12 protein-coding genes are annotated in these 14836 nt (G+C 64.0%); 9 read left to right on the top strand and 3 right to left on the bottom strand.

Features of this window, described 5'->3' with window-relative positions; translation table 11 throughout:
- The first annotated feature begins 98 nt into the window (after window positions 1-98).
- The 9 genes from NK1_RS03795 (at window position 99) to hisS (ending at window position 11844) form a co-directional block, all read left to right on the top strand.
- Window positions 99-1304 carry a helix-turn-helix domain-containing protein gene (locus NK1_RS03795; RefSeq protein WP_063007164.1) on the top strand — a complete coding sequence of 402 codons (1206 nt, stop codon included), beginning with the start codon at window positions 99-101 and terminating at the stop codon, window positions 1302-1304.
- A gap of 2190 nt (window positions 1305-3494) precedes the next feature.
- Entirely contained in the window at window positions 3495-4550 is a 1056-nt protein-coding gene (locus tag NK1_RS03805) for a tyrosine-type recombinase/integrase (protein WP_063007166.1), read from the top strand.
- A 425-nt stretch (window positions 4551-4975) separates the two neighbouring features.
- Window positions 4976-5248: a PqqD family protein gene (locus tag NK1_RS03810; RefSeq protein WP_167354214.1), complete on the top strand. Its 273-nt coding sequence runs from the start codon at window positions 4976-4978 to the stop codon at window positions 5246-5248.
- Window positions 5248-6414 carry a radical SAM/SPASM domain-containing protein gene (locus NK1_RS03815; protein ID WP_063007168.1) on the top strand — a complete coding sequence of 389 codons (1167 nt, stop codon included), beginning with the start codon at window positions 5248-5250 and terminating at the stop codon, window positions 6412-6414. The genes NK1_RS03810 and NK1_RS03815 overlap by 1 nt, the downstream gene beginning before the upstream one ends.
- 11 nt (window positions 6415-6425) lie before the next feature.
- Window positions 6426-7805 carry a B12-binding domain-containing radical SAM protein gene (locus NK1_RS03820; protein ID WP_167354215.1) on the top strand — a complete coding sequence of 460 codons (1380 nt, stop codon included), beginning with the start codon at window positions 6426-6428 and terminating at the stop codon, window positions 7803-7805.
- On the top strand, window positions 7802-8818 hold the full coding sequence (locus NK1_RS03825) for a Gfo/Idh/MocA family protein (RefSeq protein ID WP_063007170.1): 1017 nt from the start codon (window positions 7802-7804) through the stop codon (window positions 8816-8818). The genes NK1_RS03820 and NK1_RS03825 overlap by 4 nt, the downstream gene beginning before the upstream one ends.
- Before the next feature lie 18 nt (window positions 8819-8836).
- Window positions 8837-9550: a 2OG-Fe(II) oxygenase gene (locus NK1_RS03830; protein WP_084460558.1), complete on the top strand. Its 714-nt coding sequence runs from the start codon at window positions 8837-8839 to the stop codon at window positions 9548-9550.
- A complete protein-coding gene (locus tag NK1_RS03835) occupies window positions 9547-10437 on the top strand; it encodes a phytanoyl-CoA dioxygenase family protein (protein WP_063007172.1) in 891 nt (296 codons plus the stop codon). Before NK1_RS03830 ends, NK1_RS03835 begins: the two co-directional genes overlap by 4 nt.
- 123 nt (window positions 10438-10560) lie before the next feature.
- Window positions 10561-11844, top strand: a complete 1284-nt coding sequence (hisS, locus tag NK1_RS03840; protein WP_063007173.1) for a histidine--tRNA ligase — start codon at window positions 10561-10563, stop codon at window positions 11842-11844.
- A gap of 13 nt (window positions 11845-11857) precedes the next feature.
- On the opposite strand, the gene NK1_RS03845 is transcribed toward hisS, so the two are convergent.
- From NK1_RS03845 to NK1_RS03855, 3 genes are read right to left on the bottom strand one after another with little or no spacing between them, the layout of a single operon-like run.
- The gene (locus NK1_RS03845) at window positions 11858-13255 is read right to left on the bottom strand and encodes a helix-turn-helix domain-containing protein (protein ID WP_218023045.1); all 1398 of its coding nucleotides are present in this window, start codon (window positions 13253-13255) and stop codon (window positions 11858-11860) included.
- Window positions 13256-13297: 42 nt separating this feature from the next.
- Complete coding sequence (locus NK1_RS03850; protein ID WP_063007175.1) at window positions 13298-13756, bottom strand: PPC domain-containing DNA-binding protein; 459 nt, start codon at window positions 13754-13756, stop codon at window positions 13298-13300.
- Entirely contained in the window at window positions 13756-14802 is a 1047-nt protein-coding gene (locus tag NK1_RS03855) for an asparaginase (protein ID WP_218023046.1), read from the bottom strand. Before NK1_RS03855 ends, NK1_RS03850 begins: the two co-directional genes overlap by 1 nt.
- Between the last annotated feature and the right edge of the window lie 34 nt (window positions 14803-14836).

The following is a 14836-nucleotide window of genomic DNA, read 5'->3' on the forward strand; positions in this document are numbered from 1 at the left end:
TTGGCCCTGGAGAGGTGGAACCCTGTTCCCTGAGGGAACATTTGGGGAGAATGCAGGCAAGGCGTGGGAACTCGACAGGGAAAGCGCAGGTAGGCGGCATGGCCGACGAAGAGGAGACCTACATCGGTCAGCGAGTGCGCCAGATACGCGCACGTCGGGGCATCACTCAGCAGGTGCTGGCAGACCGGGCAGGGCTGAGCAGGTCGGTGCTGGCCAAGTACGAGGCTGGGCTCAGACCCGTGGATTCGCGCCGCACCATGCTGGCCCTGGCCCAGGCGCTGGGCTGCACACTGGGAGACCTAACCGGCAGCGATGACCGAATCGACCCCTCCACCAGTGCTTTCCACCGGGCAGTGCCTGCCATCGAGACCGCGTTGTGGACCCAGGGGAACATCACCGACACCAGGAGACCCCGCACCCTGGAGGAGCTGACCACAGCCGTGGAGCAGGTATCCCAACTGCGCCATGCCGGGGATTACGCCACCCTCGGGCCCCTCCTGCCTGACCTGCTGACAGATGCCTACCGGCTCACCGAGAGCGGCAGCACTCAGGCATGGGACCTACTGGCCACTGCCGCCTATGGCGTCTCCTCAGCCCTCCGGCAGCGCGGCCATGACGCACTGGCCTGGACTGCCGTGCAGGAGTCGGAAAGAGCTGCCTCCCACGCCGATTCACTGGCACCGGTAGCCGCAGCCCAGTTCCTGAAGTCCCAGGTTCTCGCAGCCCGCCCCGGTGCGCTGGCCGCATCGTTCTCCGTGGCCAGTGGGACAGCAGACAGGCTGACACCTGAGGCGGCCACGCGCGGGGAGTTGGAGACCGTGGGCATGGCCAGGCTCCAGGCAGGCTTCGCTGAGACCCTGGCCGGGGGTGATGCACAGCCCCACCTGGAGGAGGCGGCGGAGCTAGCCAGCAGACTGAATGATGCCCAGCCAGGCCACAGCACTGCCCGTAACCGGACCTTCGGCTCCGCCAATGTTGCGCTCTGGCAACTGAGTTCAGCGGTGGAGAGGCGCGAGCCTGGGGTGGCCCTGCGGATCGCGGAGACTTTGGACCCCACCCAGTTGCCGAACGGAATCCGGCACGCCCAGTACTTCGTGGAGGTGGGCAGGGCCTATGCCATGAAGCGCGACCACCGCTCAGCCCTCCACGCCCTGCTCAGAGGCGAGCACGCAGCACCCCAGCATCTCCGTGGACTGGCCCCGGTCCGTGAGCTGGTAGGCGCGATGCTAAGGGAGGCACGCAGAGACCTGGCCACTGGAGAGCTGGGCAAGCTGGCCAAGAGGGTCGGCGTCGTCTCAGTGTGATGGCACACAGAAGGCGTTGCCAGGCAACATTTTTCACGTACTTGGCTGCTATCCGTGTGCAGGATAACCGCCTTTCCGGTGGGTTGAAGACCCAGCTTTAATGCCCGACACCGGGGACCGCCCCAGGCGAGCCCGACACCGGCCTTGCCGGCGCTGGAGCCACGCTTCACGGCCCCGAACGAAGGAGTCTCAGGGGCACCCGCCTGGCACACCGCGTCATTTACCCCGCGTCCCGTCATGCCGGTACTCCCCCGAGGAGAACGCGGACTGCTCTCGCCCCACAGCGGATTGACGTCTGAATTCCGGATTCCCATGGCAGGTTACCTCGGAACGCAAAGCACAGATGCCGGGGATGGACCATCTCAAGACTCCAAGACGATTCGACCTTGACAACCATGCGTTCCGGACATGCAATGAAGGAACCGCGAGGGACGGCACTCTCAGATTCGAGGATGTGCGATGTCCCACAAACGCGAATCGAGGACGGCCGTATCCCGCCCGGGATCGCGAGGTCCGACAGTGCGCTCAACGGGAGTCGAACCATTGCTCTGCAGTCCGATTGGTTGCTCTGCATCACCGCGCCAGGCCGGTCACGCAGCGGCTCAGATGCGGCGGAACGTAAACCAGGGTGCGTGACGTGCAAGCAGGCGGTGCTCCGACGCCTCAGCTCCGCTGGCCAGCGACCACGCCCCACATACCCGCGCCGCGACTTCCGTTGGGACCTCGACGCCTTGGACGGGCAAACCGGCACCTGAGACGATCGGCGGCGCGGCTGTGAGCCGCGGCCGGCCGCCACGACCGACCGGAGTTCCCGGCACACCCACACGCCCTATCGCGAAGATGACCACTGTTGAGCTCGATCTTGCGATCCGCGTTCGGTGTGCGGGTTACGACAATTGCGGAGATGAAGCCATCCAGGTCCCAGCATTACCCATCCGCGTCGCACTTCGACCTCGAGATCCGCTTGACCGACGGCAGGGTCCTGACCGCCGCGCTGGAGGAAATGCCGAAACGGACGCAGACTGTCCGAATCGATCAACCCCTGCCCGAGTGGCTGCGTTGGAAGTAGAGCCGAGCAGTTCGAGTGCTACCAGTTGTCGACAGATCAGGTCTTTTCAAGTATCAAGTTCGATCCGGACCTCAGCTATCAGCACCGGCGAGAGCGACTGAAGGTCCATGCATGCCGCACCCCGTAGCTCTCGACCGCAGCATTCACCTCCACGGCGCGACCCCAACTGAGTTGAAGGTTGACCGATAGTGGCAGGCAGCCAACAGTTAGCTCGTGCCGAAAATCAACCGCGTGTCGACGCTACGACACGCCGTGGCGACGAGCCTCCTCTCTTCCAAACTAAGTCCGAACTAATTCACTCGCCGTGAGCGATATCGACCAGAGTCTCCAGTCGTCCTCCGTTGTCGCGAGTTGACATCTTCCCTGCTCAGGACCATGTTCTAGCGCACACTTGACAGTCCACGGTTGCCCGAAGTAGTCCATCCCGCCGTCACCGAGAAGTTCTGGGGCCGGAATGCCGATCGCGTTCACCACCGCCGTTCACAGGCGGTCAGAAGATCCACATAGGCGGCGAGCCCCCCGGCAATCGGGTTATGAACGTCAAGATTCGGTGTACCACTTTCCTTGCCAGCGGATAGATGTCACCCTTGATTAGAGCTGGCGCACGCGAGGACTCGATCACTGAAACCTGAATCGAGGCCCATGATGTCGCGCACGGCACGTTTCGGTCCCGGCCACCACTCGACCGATACCGACACCTCAAGCACCCGAACGGAAAACACCACTCGGCTGGCTCCGCGCCTGCCTCTCCCATCCTTGGACCTGCGATCAAGCAATCGTCGAGTAGCGCCGTATATCGCTGTATCAACAGTCAGCCCCGGCGGCAGGCTAGCCATAGCAGGCCCAATTCGTCATCTGGCATGGACGACGGGGCAGCTACTTTCGATATCGCTGGACGATGGTTGCATCGAAATGCGACCGGTAGGCCGTGAAGAGGCCAAACTTCGAATAGGCCCGAGCCTTCACCTCTACCTGCCGGCATCACTCCGGCATGCGGCTGACATACAGCCCGGCGACAAAGTGCTCGTGGCCGCGCTCACTCCTCCCTGCCTCAGGATCTATTCATCGGCAAAGCTCGAAACACTCCTTCCTGGATCCGCATACGACGACCGAGCGCAGCAATGAGCCACATCGATGTAGAGACCGCTCGCATCCTGCTGCAACGCCTCGGTGTTCGCCCTGAAGACCTCGTGAACAGCGCCACCACATCGACAACCACGCCCACCTTCGGCGACTACATTCCACGACTCCGCACCGCCGTACCAACCGGAACATCACGGGCATACGCCAGTTACTGGACGCGGATCGAAACCCTCTGGCACGACCGACGACTCGACGAACCTACCGCCTCGGAATTCAAACAGCTGGTCGAGACCACCAAGAAGAACGCGATCGTACGACGCAACTCCCGAGGCGGCCGCTCCGCTGCCGAGCACATGGTGGCCGCCATCCGCTGCTTATATCGCCACGCACACGACGACGGCTACCTCTCCCTAAACGACAGTCCAGCAACAACATTGACAAAACCGCGACGGGCACCCAGCCCGCGCAGCGCCCTCACCGACCAGCAACTCACACAAATCATCCGGATTGCCGAAACCACCGGCAACGACCCCGAACTCGACGCTCTCATCCTGCGCCTGCACATCGAAACAGCATGCCGCCGCGCAGGCGCGCTTGCCCTGCGGCCGAAGGACATCGACCCGGATCATTGCCTGCTGTGGCTGCGCGAAAAGGATCAATCGGACCGCTGGCAACCCATCTCCCCCACCCTCGCCAATGCACTGCTCGCCCACGCCAGCCGCAGCACCGATCCCAGAGGCCAACTACTGCGCTACCGCAACGGCAAACCGATCACCGGCCGACGGTACGACCACCTTTGGACCCGCATCGGACGACACCTCCCGTGGGTGCGCACACAACAGATCACCGCCCACTGGCTGCGCCACACCACACTCACATGGGTCGAACGCAACTTCGGATACGCAATCGCCCGCGCCTACGCCGGCCACTCCGCAGACGCCGGGAACATCGGCGCGACAATGACGTACGTCCGCGCGACACTCGCCGAAACAGCTATGGCCGTCTCATCATTAACCGGCGAACCACACCCACTCATCTCGCGTGACCACGCGTTCAAAGAACCGACAGTGCCGTGGCGCTACACAGACACCTGATCCAGGACTACTGCCGGGCCCCGTGTGGCTTCGTCGAAGCTTTCGTGACTCTGCGGACATTTCTCCCGCAGGCATTTAGTCGCAAGGCTTCGCTTGCGGTCGATCAACATGCGGACACCACGGCTGTCCGCATATCGGCGTCCAGATCCCGTTGACCGCAGGGCCTGTGCGCTGGAACCTGAATTGCGTTGTACAGCAACACATAACGCAATGGGTCGGAAGGGAGGTTGACCGATGACTCAATCGAAGCGCCCGTGGCGCCGGCCGCAGTGGCGGGCTCGGAACGTCCGGACTCACTGCTGATTTCGGCCAGTAGGCCGGTGCCCAGTCGGCGACGCGAATGGACACCGGCTTCGGCGGTCCACCATTTCCAATCTGTCAGTCGAACGAGAAGGCATGCAATGAATACGAGAAATGACGAAACGGTGGTTGTTGCGCTCTTGCCGCATGCGGTCGCCCGGGTGACGAATTCGGGCCTGACCATGCTGTTCGACCGCGCGAAGGGTGTGATGTACGAGCTGAACGAGACCGCGTCCGAGGTGGTGAAACTCCTGGCGGAGAACGCACTTCCCCTGCCCAAGATCGTGGACCGCCTGGGTGCGGAGTTCGACGGACCACGTGACGAGATCGAGGCGGATGTCATGAGCTTCGTCGAGGACTTCCGCGAGGCGGGCCTGCTCACGATCGGGCGGCCGTGATGCAGTACAACCAGATACTCGTCCGACCGGAAGACTTTCAACTGCCGGAGCATCCGATCCCGATCCTGGTACAGCTGGGACTGACGTACCGTTGCAACCTCAAGTGCAGCCACTGCTATGCCCTATACCGGCGGGACCGCGACGAATTCACGCTGCCGGAGGTCGAGACGCTCGCGGACCAGCTCTACCGCGCCGGTAGCGCCAGCCTGGTGTACTCCCACGGGGAGAACATGATTCGCCGCGACTTCCACGATGCAGCGGGACTGTTCCGGGACCGCGACTTCTACCAGACCCTCATGCTGAACGGCTTCTACATCCGTTCAGCCGTGGATGCCCGACGGCTGGTCGACGCGGGTATCGATCGGACGATGGTGTCCATCGACAGCATCGACCCTGAGACGCACGATAAGGTCCGCGGCAAGGCCGGCGCGTTCGACGTCGCAGTCGGCGCATTGCGGCGGCTGAAGGACGAGGGGATGACTACGGTCGGGTTCTCCACGACCATCGACACCCACAACTACGACCAGGTCGAGCGAATCGTCGACTTCGCGTTGAGCATCGGTGTCGACGCGATCAGCTTCATGCAGAACCGGTACAATATCCACGGAGTCTTCGACCGCTCCGTCTGGCCGGTCTACCGCGAGACCTCGCGACGGTTGTATCAGCTGATCCTCGATCACCAAGGCGCTCTGGATATCTACACCCACGACCCGTTCATGCTGACCTTGCTCGACGATCGGCTGACCGACCGAAGCACCCGGGAGACCTTCATCGGTTCGAACCTGTGCAACGTCGGCACGAGCATGGTGTCGATCGACCCGGTCGGCAACGTATCCGGTTGCAACTTCGTCGAGGAGTCCATCGGCAACGTTCGGCAGGAGCCTTTCGCCGCCATCTGGGACCGCCTCGTCGCCCGCTACAGCGACCGGACCGACCCACCATCAGGGCCGTGCGGTTCGTGCTCCGCCCTCGCAGGATGCATGGGCGGCTGCAAGGCGTTCCACTACAACGGCAAGTACGACGAGCGGTGCGGTGCGCAACGATTCACCGACTCGGACCCGCATCACCTCGGTACCGAACACCGGACGATCCCCGCCGTCGAACCCAGCCGTGCGCCAGGCGTTTTCGTGGGTCTTCCCAGGCTGCGAGCGGGGGTTCGATCGTGAAGGTGCTGTTCGTGAACCCCCATTACACCCACGACCCGCAGACCCTGCTGCTGCATCCTCCGCTCGGCTACGCCTACATGTCCCGCGCGCTGAAGCGCGCAGGTCATGAGGTGATCCACGTGGATCTGCCGTTCGAGGGCAACAGCCCCGCCGCGCTGATTCCGCGTCTGGACGAGTTGCGGCCGGATCTGGTGGGTGTCACCTCGGTAGCCCAGAGCTATTTCCATGCTCTGGAGATCGCCCGCACGGTTCGTGCCTGGAATCCCACCACCCCGGTGGTATTCGGCGGGCCGCACGTGTCTTTCATCTCCAGCGAGTGCCTGACCCGGCACGACTGCGTCGACTACGTGCTCCTGTTCGACGCCGAGGACAGCATCGTCAGCCTCGCCGCGGCGGTCGAGGCGGGAGCGGACACCGCGGGGTTGGCGAAAGTGCCCGGTCTGGCGTTTCGTGACGGGAACGGTGTCCGAGTGACGCCACCCGAACCTCCGGAGATGGAATTGGACCGGTACGGACTTCCGGACCGGGACATCTTCGACATGCGCAACTACCTCGATTACGACTACGAGACGGTGGTGATGACCGCCCGTGGTTGCCCCAGCCGGTGCACGTTCTGCTCAACGACGATCGCGGGACGTGCTGCGAGATGGAACGGTCCGGCTCACGTCGTCGACGAGATGGAAATCGTCGCCAGGATGGGGTTTTCCTCCATCTTCTTCGGAGACGACACCTTCTCCGGCGACCCGCGCCGCGCGGTGGCGATCTGCGAAGAGATTCAACGGCGCGGGGTGTCGATTCCGTGGACCAGCAATATGCGAGCCCAGGATGCCCGCCCCCAGGTCATCGACGCGATGCGCAAGGCCGGCGCGTACCGGGTCTTCGTCGGCTTCGAGTCGATCCAGGAGCAGACGCTGCGACTGGTGAAGAAAGGTACATCGCCGGCCCGGTTGTACAAGACCGCCGCCCGGATCATGGATTCCGGCCTGGAGCTGCATGCGTCGTTCATAGTGGGCGCCCCAGGCGACAGTCCTGAGACCCTCTCGGCCACTATGGACTTCGTCCGTCTGGTCAATCCGACCGTCGCGACCTTCAACGTCATGGAACCACGGCCCGGCACCGACGTATTCAGCAACCCGAGCAAGTACGGGATCACGATCCCGGACCGGTACTGGTACGAGACGACCAGCTGGCTCGACATGCCGGTCTGCCACAACGACGAGATGTCGGCACTCGACATCCGCGACTGGGTGTCGCGCTGCTACGACGAGTTCTGTAGCCCCGACTTCCGGTCCACCTCTCACCTGCGCCGACTCACACCGGTGAAGGAACAGTGGGACGAAGCCGCCGAGCAGGTCCAACGCCACCTTCCGCTGATCAGGACCGCGTCATGACCCTACGAATCGGACTTGTCGGGGCCGGGCTCGCTGCGCATTCCCACGCCCTCGACATCGTCACCAACCCCGAGATGGAGTTGGTCGGCGTCACGTCGGGCGGAATCAAGTCAGCGGAGGCCTTGGCCGACACCTTCGGCGGCACCGTATACGCCGACCTCGCCACCTTACTCGCCGTCGCGCGTCTCGACGCGCTGGTCGTGGCGGTGCCGCACCGACTGACCCTTGACATCGCCGAGCAGGTGCCGCCACGGCTGGCGTGCCTGACCGAGAAGCCGATCGCGACCACCAGAGCGGACATCCGCCGGCTTGCCGCGCTGGAGAAGTCACGGTCAAGGATGTTCGCCCCCTTCAACCGCCGATACCAGCCCCATGCCAGGTGGCTGGCCGATGCCCTGTCACACGAGGCGATCGGCACACTCGACCGCGTCGACGCCAACTGGTCCGGCCCCTTCGGAGCCCGGTACGCGGAATCAGCCCAGACCTTCCGGTCCACGGCCAGCCGACGTGAGGGTGTCCTGGTCGATAACGCCAGCCACGCACTGGATCTCATCGCTATGGTGGTCCCCCGTTCGGTCTCGGCCGGTCTCGACCATCCCACCGAGATGAAGTCCATTGTCGAGTTCAATCCGCGTGGCGCCGAAATAAAGGCCGATCTGGCCTTCCGAGTCGGTCAAGTGGCCGTTGATCTGAAAGTCTCAGATCAAGCCGACCACCCCGATTGCGGTTCGTGGCGAGTCGAATTCCACGGCGACCGTGGCACAGCATCCATCGACGAGACGAGCGCGATCCTCCAATCACCGAATGGCGAGCCGATATCCGAGCTCGCGGGTGAGATGGCCCGTCCCGTCGCTGACCTGATTCGGCTGGTCGAAGGCCGACCACCTTGGGGAGCCTCGCTCGCTTCCGCCGTTGCGGTGAGCAAGGTGGTCGTCGCGGCCCACGACGCCGCAACACCTCCCTGGAAGCGGCCCCGCGGCAAGGCTCTCGGCCGACTCAACGGATCTTGCTGATTGGAAAGGAGATTTACGATGACTTTCGCCAATCCCGAGCTCCGCAACCTACCGCCAGGTGCTGGTCAATGGTCGATCGAGGACATGGTCCGGCTCTGCGGAGAATTCGCCGCAGTGCGGATCCTCAACTTCCTGCCTAGCGAGCACGCACGGTCATTGGCAGACCACCTGACCGCCGACATCGTGTACGAGCGCGATGAGATCGGCGACACCAAGCGCGCCAACCGCGCTTCACGGTCCGGGGAGATGCCCAACAGCCCGCTCGTCACGACATCTCCGGCATCGCCTCCCGCCCTCGCCGGACTGAACTTTCTGACCAGCCCGGGCTGGCTCGAACGATTGAGCGGGTGGTTCGGCCAGCCGATCCAGGTACTGCGCCCACCGACGCCATACCGGCTGGACGCACGAGACTATGTCGATCCTCACGATGACTGCCCGGCTCCGGAGTACACGCTGTCGGTGAGCCTGAACCTCACCGACGGCTGGCGTCCGTCCGACGGCGGCGAGACCGTCGTCGGACTTGTCGACCATGTCGAGGAATACGACCATCCCGAGTGGTTCATGCCGCTGAACAGGTGGCATATCGGTGACGAGCGGCACGTGGTAACGCCGACGTTCAACTCCGCACTGCTGCTGCCGCTTTCGCCGCGCCGAGCCCACGCGGTCCGAACCGTCACCCACGGGCCCCGGTACTCGATCACCACCCTCTACGGTTCGGTGGCCGGCCGATGACCACCGACCTGCTGACCGAGACTGAGCGCGAGCAGTGGAACAGTCAGGGCTACTTGCACATTCGCCAAGCGCTCAGCTCCGCAGAGGTGATCGGGCTGCGGTCGGCGTTGACCGACGTGCGATCACAGTTCACCAACGGGAAGGTCTCCGATTGGAGTGACGTCTTCGACGCCGGTAACGACCGGGACCTGAGCATCGCCAACAGCTTGAAATGGTGCGCCGAACTGGATTCTCTGGTCGACCATCCAGGGGTGTTCGGGAGGATCCTCGGCCTCATGGGCCCGTATATACAGCTGTTGGGATCGGAGATCTTCTACCGCTACCCCCACGGCGACCCGTTGGTGGCGTTCCACACCGACCAGGGACCATCGCTGCGGCATGCGACGCCTGTCGACCGCGAGATCCAAATCAAAGCCCAGTTCTTCCTCACCGACCTCCATGAGCCGAACTCCGGCAACTTCGCCGTCGTTCCTGGGTCGCAGAATCGTCGATTTCCCGGAAAGGTCGAATACCGCGACGTGCGGGACAGCGTGCAGATCATCGCTGCTGCGGGTGACGTCGTGCTGTTCCCGCTGTCACTCGGCCACGGCGTCGCCCCCAACGTCACCAGCGACACACGCATCAGTGTGGTGCTGCGCTTTGGCCAACTCTTCTGCCGTCCGGTCGACTACTGGACTTCGCCGGACTCCATTATCCTCGACCGCCAAACGCCGCGCCGCCGACGACTACTCGGCGACCTCGGGGCCCGCAGCCGGCCAGGCGACGTCTACGGCGTGGTCCCGGATCAGCTGGATTTGATCTACGGCAACGAATGGAGGCAGAGCGACGAAGCACGTGCCGAATTCGAGGCCGCGCGGCGAGCTCAACGCGCCTATGAGGTCTTCTGAACCCCATAGCGCCCTGGCACACCGGAGGCCACCGGCGGAGTGTGTGGCCTTTAGCATGGTCCTGTCGTCAGCGGCGGCCTCTGCCGCTTCTCATCCGATACCTACCGTGAAGGGAATCCCCTCGTGAAGGCCGACAACAGCCCCGCCCGCGGAATGCGTGACCTGCTGCCCCAAGAGGTCGCGACCCGGGACCATGTGCTGTCGGCGATCACCGAGATCTACCGGAGCTTCGGGTACCGCCGCATCGAGACGCCAGCGCTCGAGGACATCACCCGTCTGCAGGGTGGACAAGGCGGGGAGAACGAGAAGCTCATCTACCAAGTCCTGCGGCGCGGCCTGCCACCGCAAGTCGACGCCGGTCCAGTCGCCGATTTGGTGGACCTCGGCCTCCGGTTCGACCTCACTGTGCCGCTGACCCGCTTCTACGGCAACAATCACGCCCAGCTGCCGACCCCGTTCCGGTCCCTGCAGATCGGACCCGTATGGCGCGCCGAGCGCCCCCAGAAGGGCCGTTACCGGCAGTTCTATCAGTGCGACATCGACATGATTGGCGAGCCAACAGTTTTGGCCGAGGCTGAACTGATCGAAGCCACCACCGCGGCGCTCGATGCCGTCGGGCTCGACAACATGACCGTCCGACTGTCGGACCGTCGGTTCCTGTCCGCGTTGGCCGACGACGCAAAACTCCCCGAAGCCAGCCGGGACCGCTTCTTCATCACCCTGGACAAACTGGACAAGATCGGATGGGAGGGTGTCCGCGGGGAACTCGCCGATCTCGGGTTGCCGCAGCTCGCGATCTCGCGGGCGCTGGACGTGATCGACCGTCTGCAGGACGTCGAGGCCGGGAAACTCGTCGACACCCTCGCCGACGCGCTTCCGGGCGTCCCTGAACATGTCCTCGAGGACCTGGCGGCGACGACCGGCAGTCTGGACAGCCTGTCGCTCGTGCGATCGGTCGAATGGCGATTCGACCCGACCCTCGTCCGTGGAATGGGGTACTACACCGGCCAGATCTTCGAGATCTCGCACGCCGGCATGTCGAGTTCCGTGGCCGGCGGCGGCCGGTACGACAAACTGATCGGCCGGACACTCGGCAAGGACGTTCCCGCGTGTGGCTTCTCGATCGGTTTCGAACGCATCATCGGCCTCGTCGGACGCCGTGACACCCGCGACACACTCGCTGTCCTCTACGACTCCGACGTATCGGTCGCTGACGCCTTGGCCGTGGCTCGCGAAATTCGTTCCGCCGGACGGCACGTCGAAGTCATCCCGCGCAGCGGAAAACTCGGCGCACAGCTGAAACGCCTCGAGGGCGCCGACTTCGGTTCGTTCGTCAGCGTCCGGCAGGAATCGGGCGCCACCGTGCGCGACGACGAACGGGCACTGCGAGGTCCAACAGGCGAATAAAGCCGAGCGCCGATCACTTACCGCAATAGGCGATGAACTGACATGCCCGATCCACGCCGGCCAAGGACAGCAGGCGGCTCCGAGGGCGGATGAACGGTGTCAGACCCACCTGTGCGAGCGCTTCGCACCGGGATACCAGCCACAACCAGTCGATCGACAGGAACTCCGACAGCGTGCGCAGACGCTGTCGGGGGTCCGGTGCGCGGAGGATGTTGTGATGGCTGGAATGCCTTATGACTGAACTGAATTCGCCGACTGCCCCACCCTCTCGCATGATGTCGACATGCCAGAGCTCGTCGCCACGGACCCAGTTCGCGACAATCGCGTGATCGTCTCGGTCGAGCACGAAGCCGGGAATGACCGCGAACTCGGCGTCGGTGGTGACTTCGACGCGGATGCCGAACGACTCCATCAACGCGACGGTCAACAGCAGCAGGACGCGGTCCGGCATCGAGTCCGTGATCGGGGTGGGCAGACAGAAGGTTCGTGACGGCGCGGCCGCTCCTGTTACCAAAACCGATGTCCGCTCCAGGTAGGCGAACTTGTGGGCGAACAGTAGCCAGCCGCTGGTTTCCTCGCCGCTTCGCTCGGCGGTCCAATACTGCGGCGTGCTCGAGAGCACGCCAGCGTTGCGCAGGATGTGGCTCGCGCAGAAGCTGGAGCCCAGCCACATCTGCGAGACCGCCGACAGCTCCGAGCCGGCGTCTCGGACCGGGACTGCGCCCGACCGAGTGTCCACGGCGTCGGCCAGCACGCTGTCGTCCTCGAGCAGCGCATCGTCGAGATTGGTGATCGCCCACAATAATCCGAGTGTCAGATCATCCAGCTCGTATGCGAGAGGCACACGAACGGGATCCGTCTGCGCGGGCGGAGGCAGCCGGCGCCGACTCGTGTCCACTCCGAAGAATCGCGGTCGATCGGGGCCATGCACGGCCGTGACTACCAGTCGGCGTGCCGGCCGCAACTGTGGCCGTGCGCCAATGATCTCGGTCGCGACTACCTGATCGTCGACCAGTTGAGCCGGAACAACGACCGCCGGGGTCACCGCGCCGTCGAAGTATCGGCCCGCGGGCGTCTCGATGACGATTTCCTGGCTCCCACGCGATACTTCACGCGCCCATCGCACCGTCGTCAGCGATGCCTGCACCATTGTCTCCGGCGCTGTCAACAGATGGGCCAAGCGAACCAGATCTCCTCGCGCGCAGAGGATCACGTCAAGTCGCGCGACCAAGTCCAGCGCCGGACTCCGCTCGGCCTTCTCGATCTTGCCGATGAGGTCACCGCTGACATGAACGGCCCTGCCCAACGCGGCCAACGACAGGCCACGATCGTTACGGGCCTCTCGCAATCGAAACCCGAACATCGCCGCTGGCGACGTCGTCGGATCGAGCTTCTTAGGAGCCTGCCCCACGGTTCCGATTATCGACCACTCAAGCCACAGCGGCCAACGCAATCATCGGAAGCGAAGCAGCGGAACGTCGTACAGCTCCGGATCCGAAACCCGCTCCATGGCAGGCTGTTTCACCTCAATGACCAGCATCTCGGTCAGGAACTGGACACGCGCGCCGAGCAAATGGCTGGTGTAACCGACCGCCGCTTGCTCCTTCAGACCGACCGCAACATGAATATGCGGCTTGACCAACCCCGCGGCGGGATCCCAGGCCAAAGTGCCGCCACCGAATGCCTCGACATTGCGCAGATGGACCTTCGTCCATACCGGCGCCTGCGGATCGTCGAGACGGTCACACGCCCCCACCAAATCAACCTCGGCGAATCCGGCGATGAACGAAGGGATGTACCCGGCGCGCATGTCGTTCTCTCGGCAGAAGTCGGCGAGGGCCTCGAAGAAGTCGTCTCCGTGGTCGAAGGCGACACCGAAGGTCCGGCCGAGCTGAAGTTGTTGTGCCCGCATCAGTTTCCCTCCTCGGACGTCGCAGGCCATGGCCACATCTCGGCGTCCTCGTAACCGCCCGCGACCGCGAATGCCCGACGGATCGCCTCCATGTCGTGTCCGCCGGACACGAGTGTGGCCAGCAGGATCCGGGCTTTGAGTGGGTCAAGGTAGCCAGCGGGGATCAGGCCGCGGCTGATCAGATCGCGTTCGGAGCCCTGGAAGCCGTAGGTGGATCGCAGGACCGGACCGCTCCCGGTCCGTGACGTCAGGACCACAGGCATCCGGGTGGCCAAGCCGTCCAGTGCCGCAGCAATCTTCATCGGAACATGCCCTACACCCATTCCGGCCACGATCAGACCGGCGGCGCCTTCGGACACTGCGCGCAGGCTGACATCGTCGTCGCCGAGGGTGGCGGTGTACAGCGGGATCCGAAGATCGTCCGCGAGCTTGGTCGGCACGACCAGGCGCCGACCAGTGGAGTTGACCACTCGGGGCTGCCCTTCGACCACGTATCCCACTGGGCCACTGTGGACCGATACGAACGTCGATGTTGCAGTGGAATGGGTCTTACGTACCTGGCGCGCCGAATGGATCGTGTCATCCATGGCGACCAAACAGCCCAGGCCGCGCACAGTTGGCGCCGCGGCGGTCTGGACCGCGGCCAGAAGGTTCGCCGGCCCGTCTGCGCCGGCCAACGTCGGGTTTCGCATGGCTCCGGTGACCACGACCGGCCGGTCACCGGCGTACAACAGGTCCAGCAGGTAAGCCGTCTCCTCGATCGTGTCAGTGCCTTGGGTGACGACGAAACCCGACATCGACCGCGGTTGGGACGAGATCTCATCCGACAGCGCTTGGACATCGGTGAAACTCAACGACGCCCCGGGCAGCTGCCGAAACTGGACCACATCGACCACGATGCCGGTGGCGTCGAGCCCCGGAACCGCCGCGACGAGATCCTCAGCCGTCAGCGACGGTGCTACCCCGCCGGCGTCTGTCGCGGTCATCGCGATCGTGCCGCCGAGAGCGAACACGGCAACGCGCGGGTTTGGAGTGGCTGTTGACACAAGTTCACGATATCGACTGGCAGACAGGAAGACC

The organism is Nocardia kruczakiae NBRC 101016 (assembly GCF_001612965.1).
Lineage (GTDB): Bacteria > Actinomycetota > Actinomycetes > Mycobacteriales > Mycobacteriaceae > Nocardia > Nocardia kruczakiae.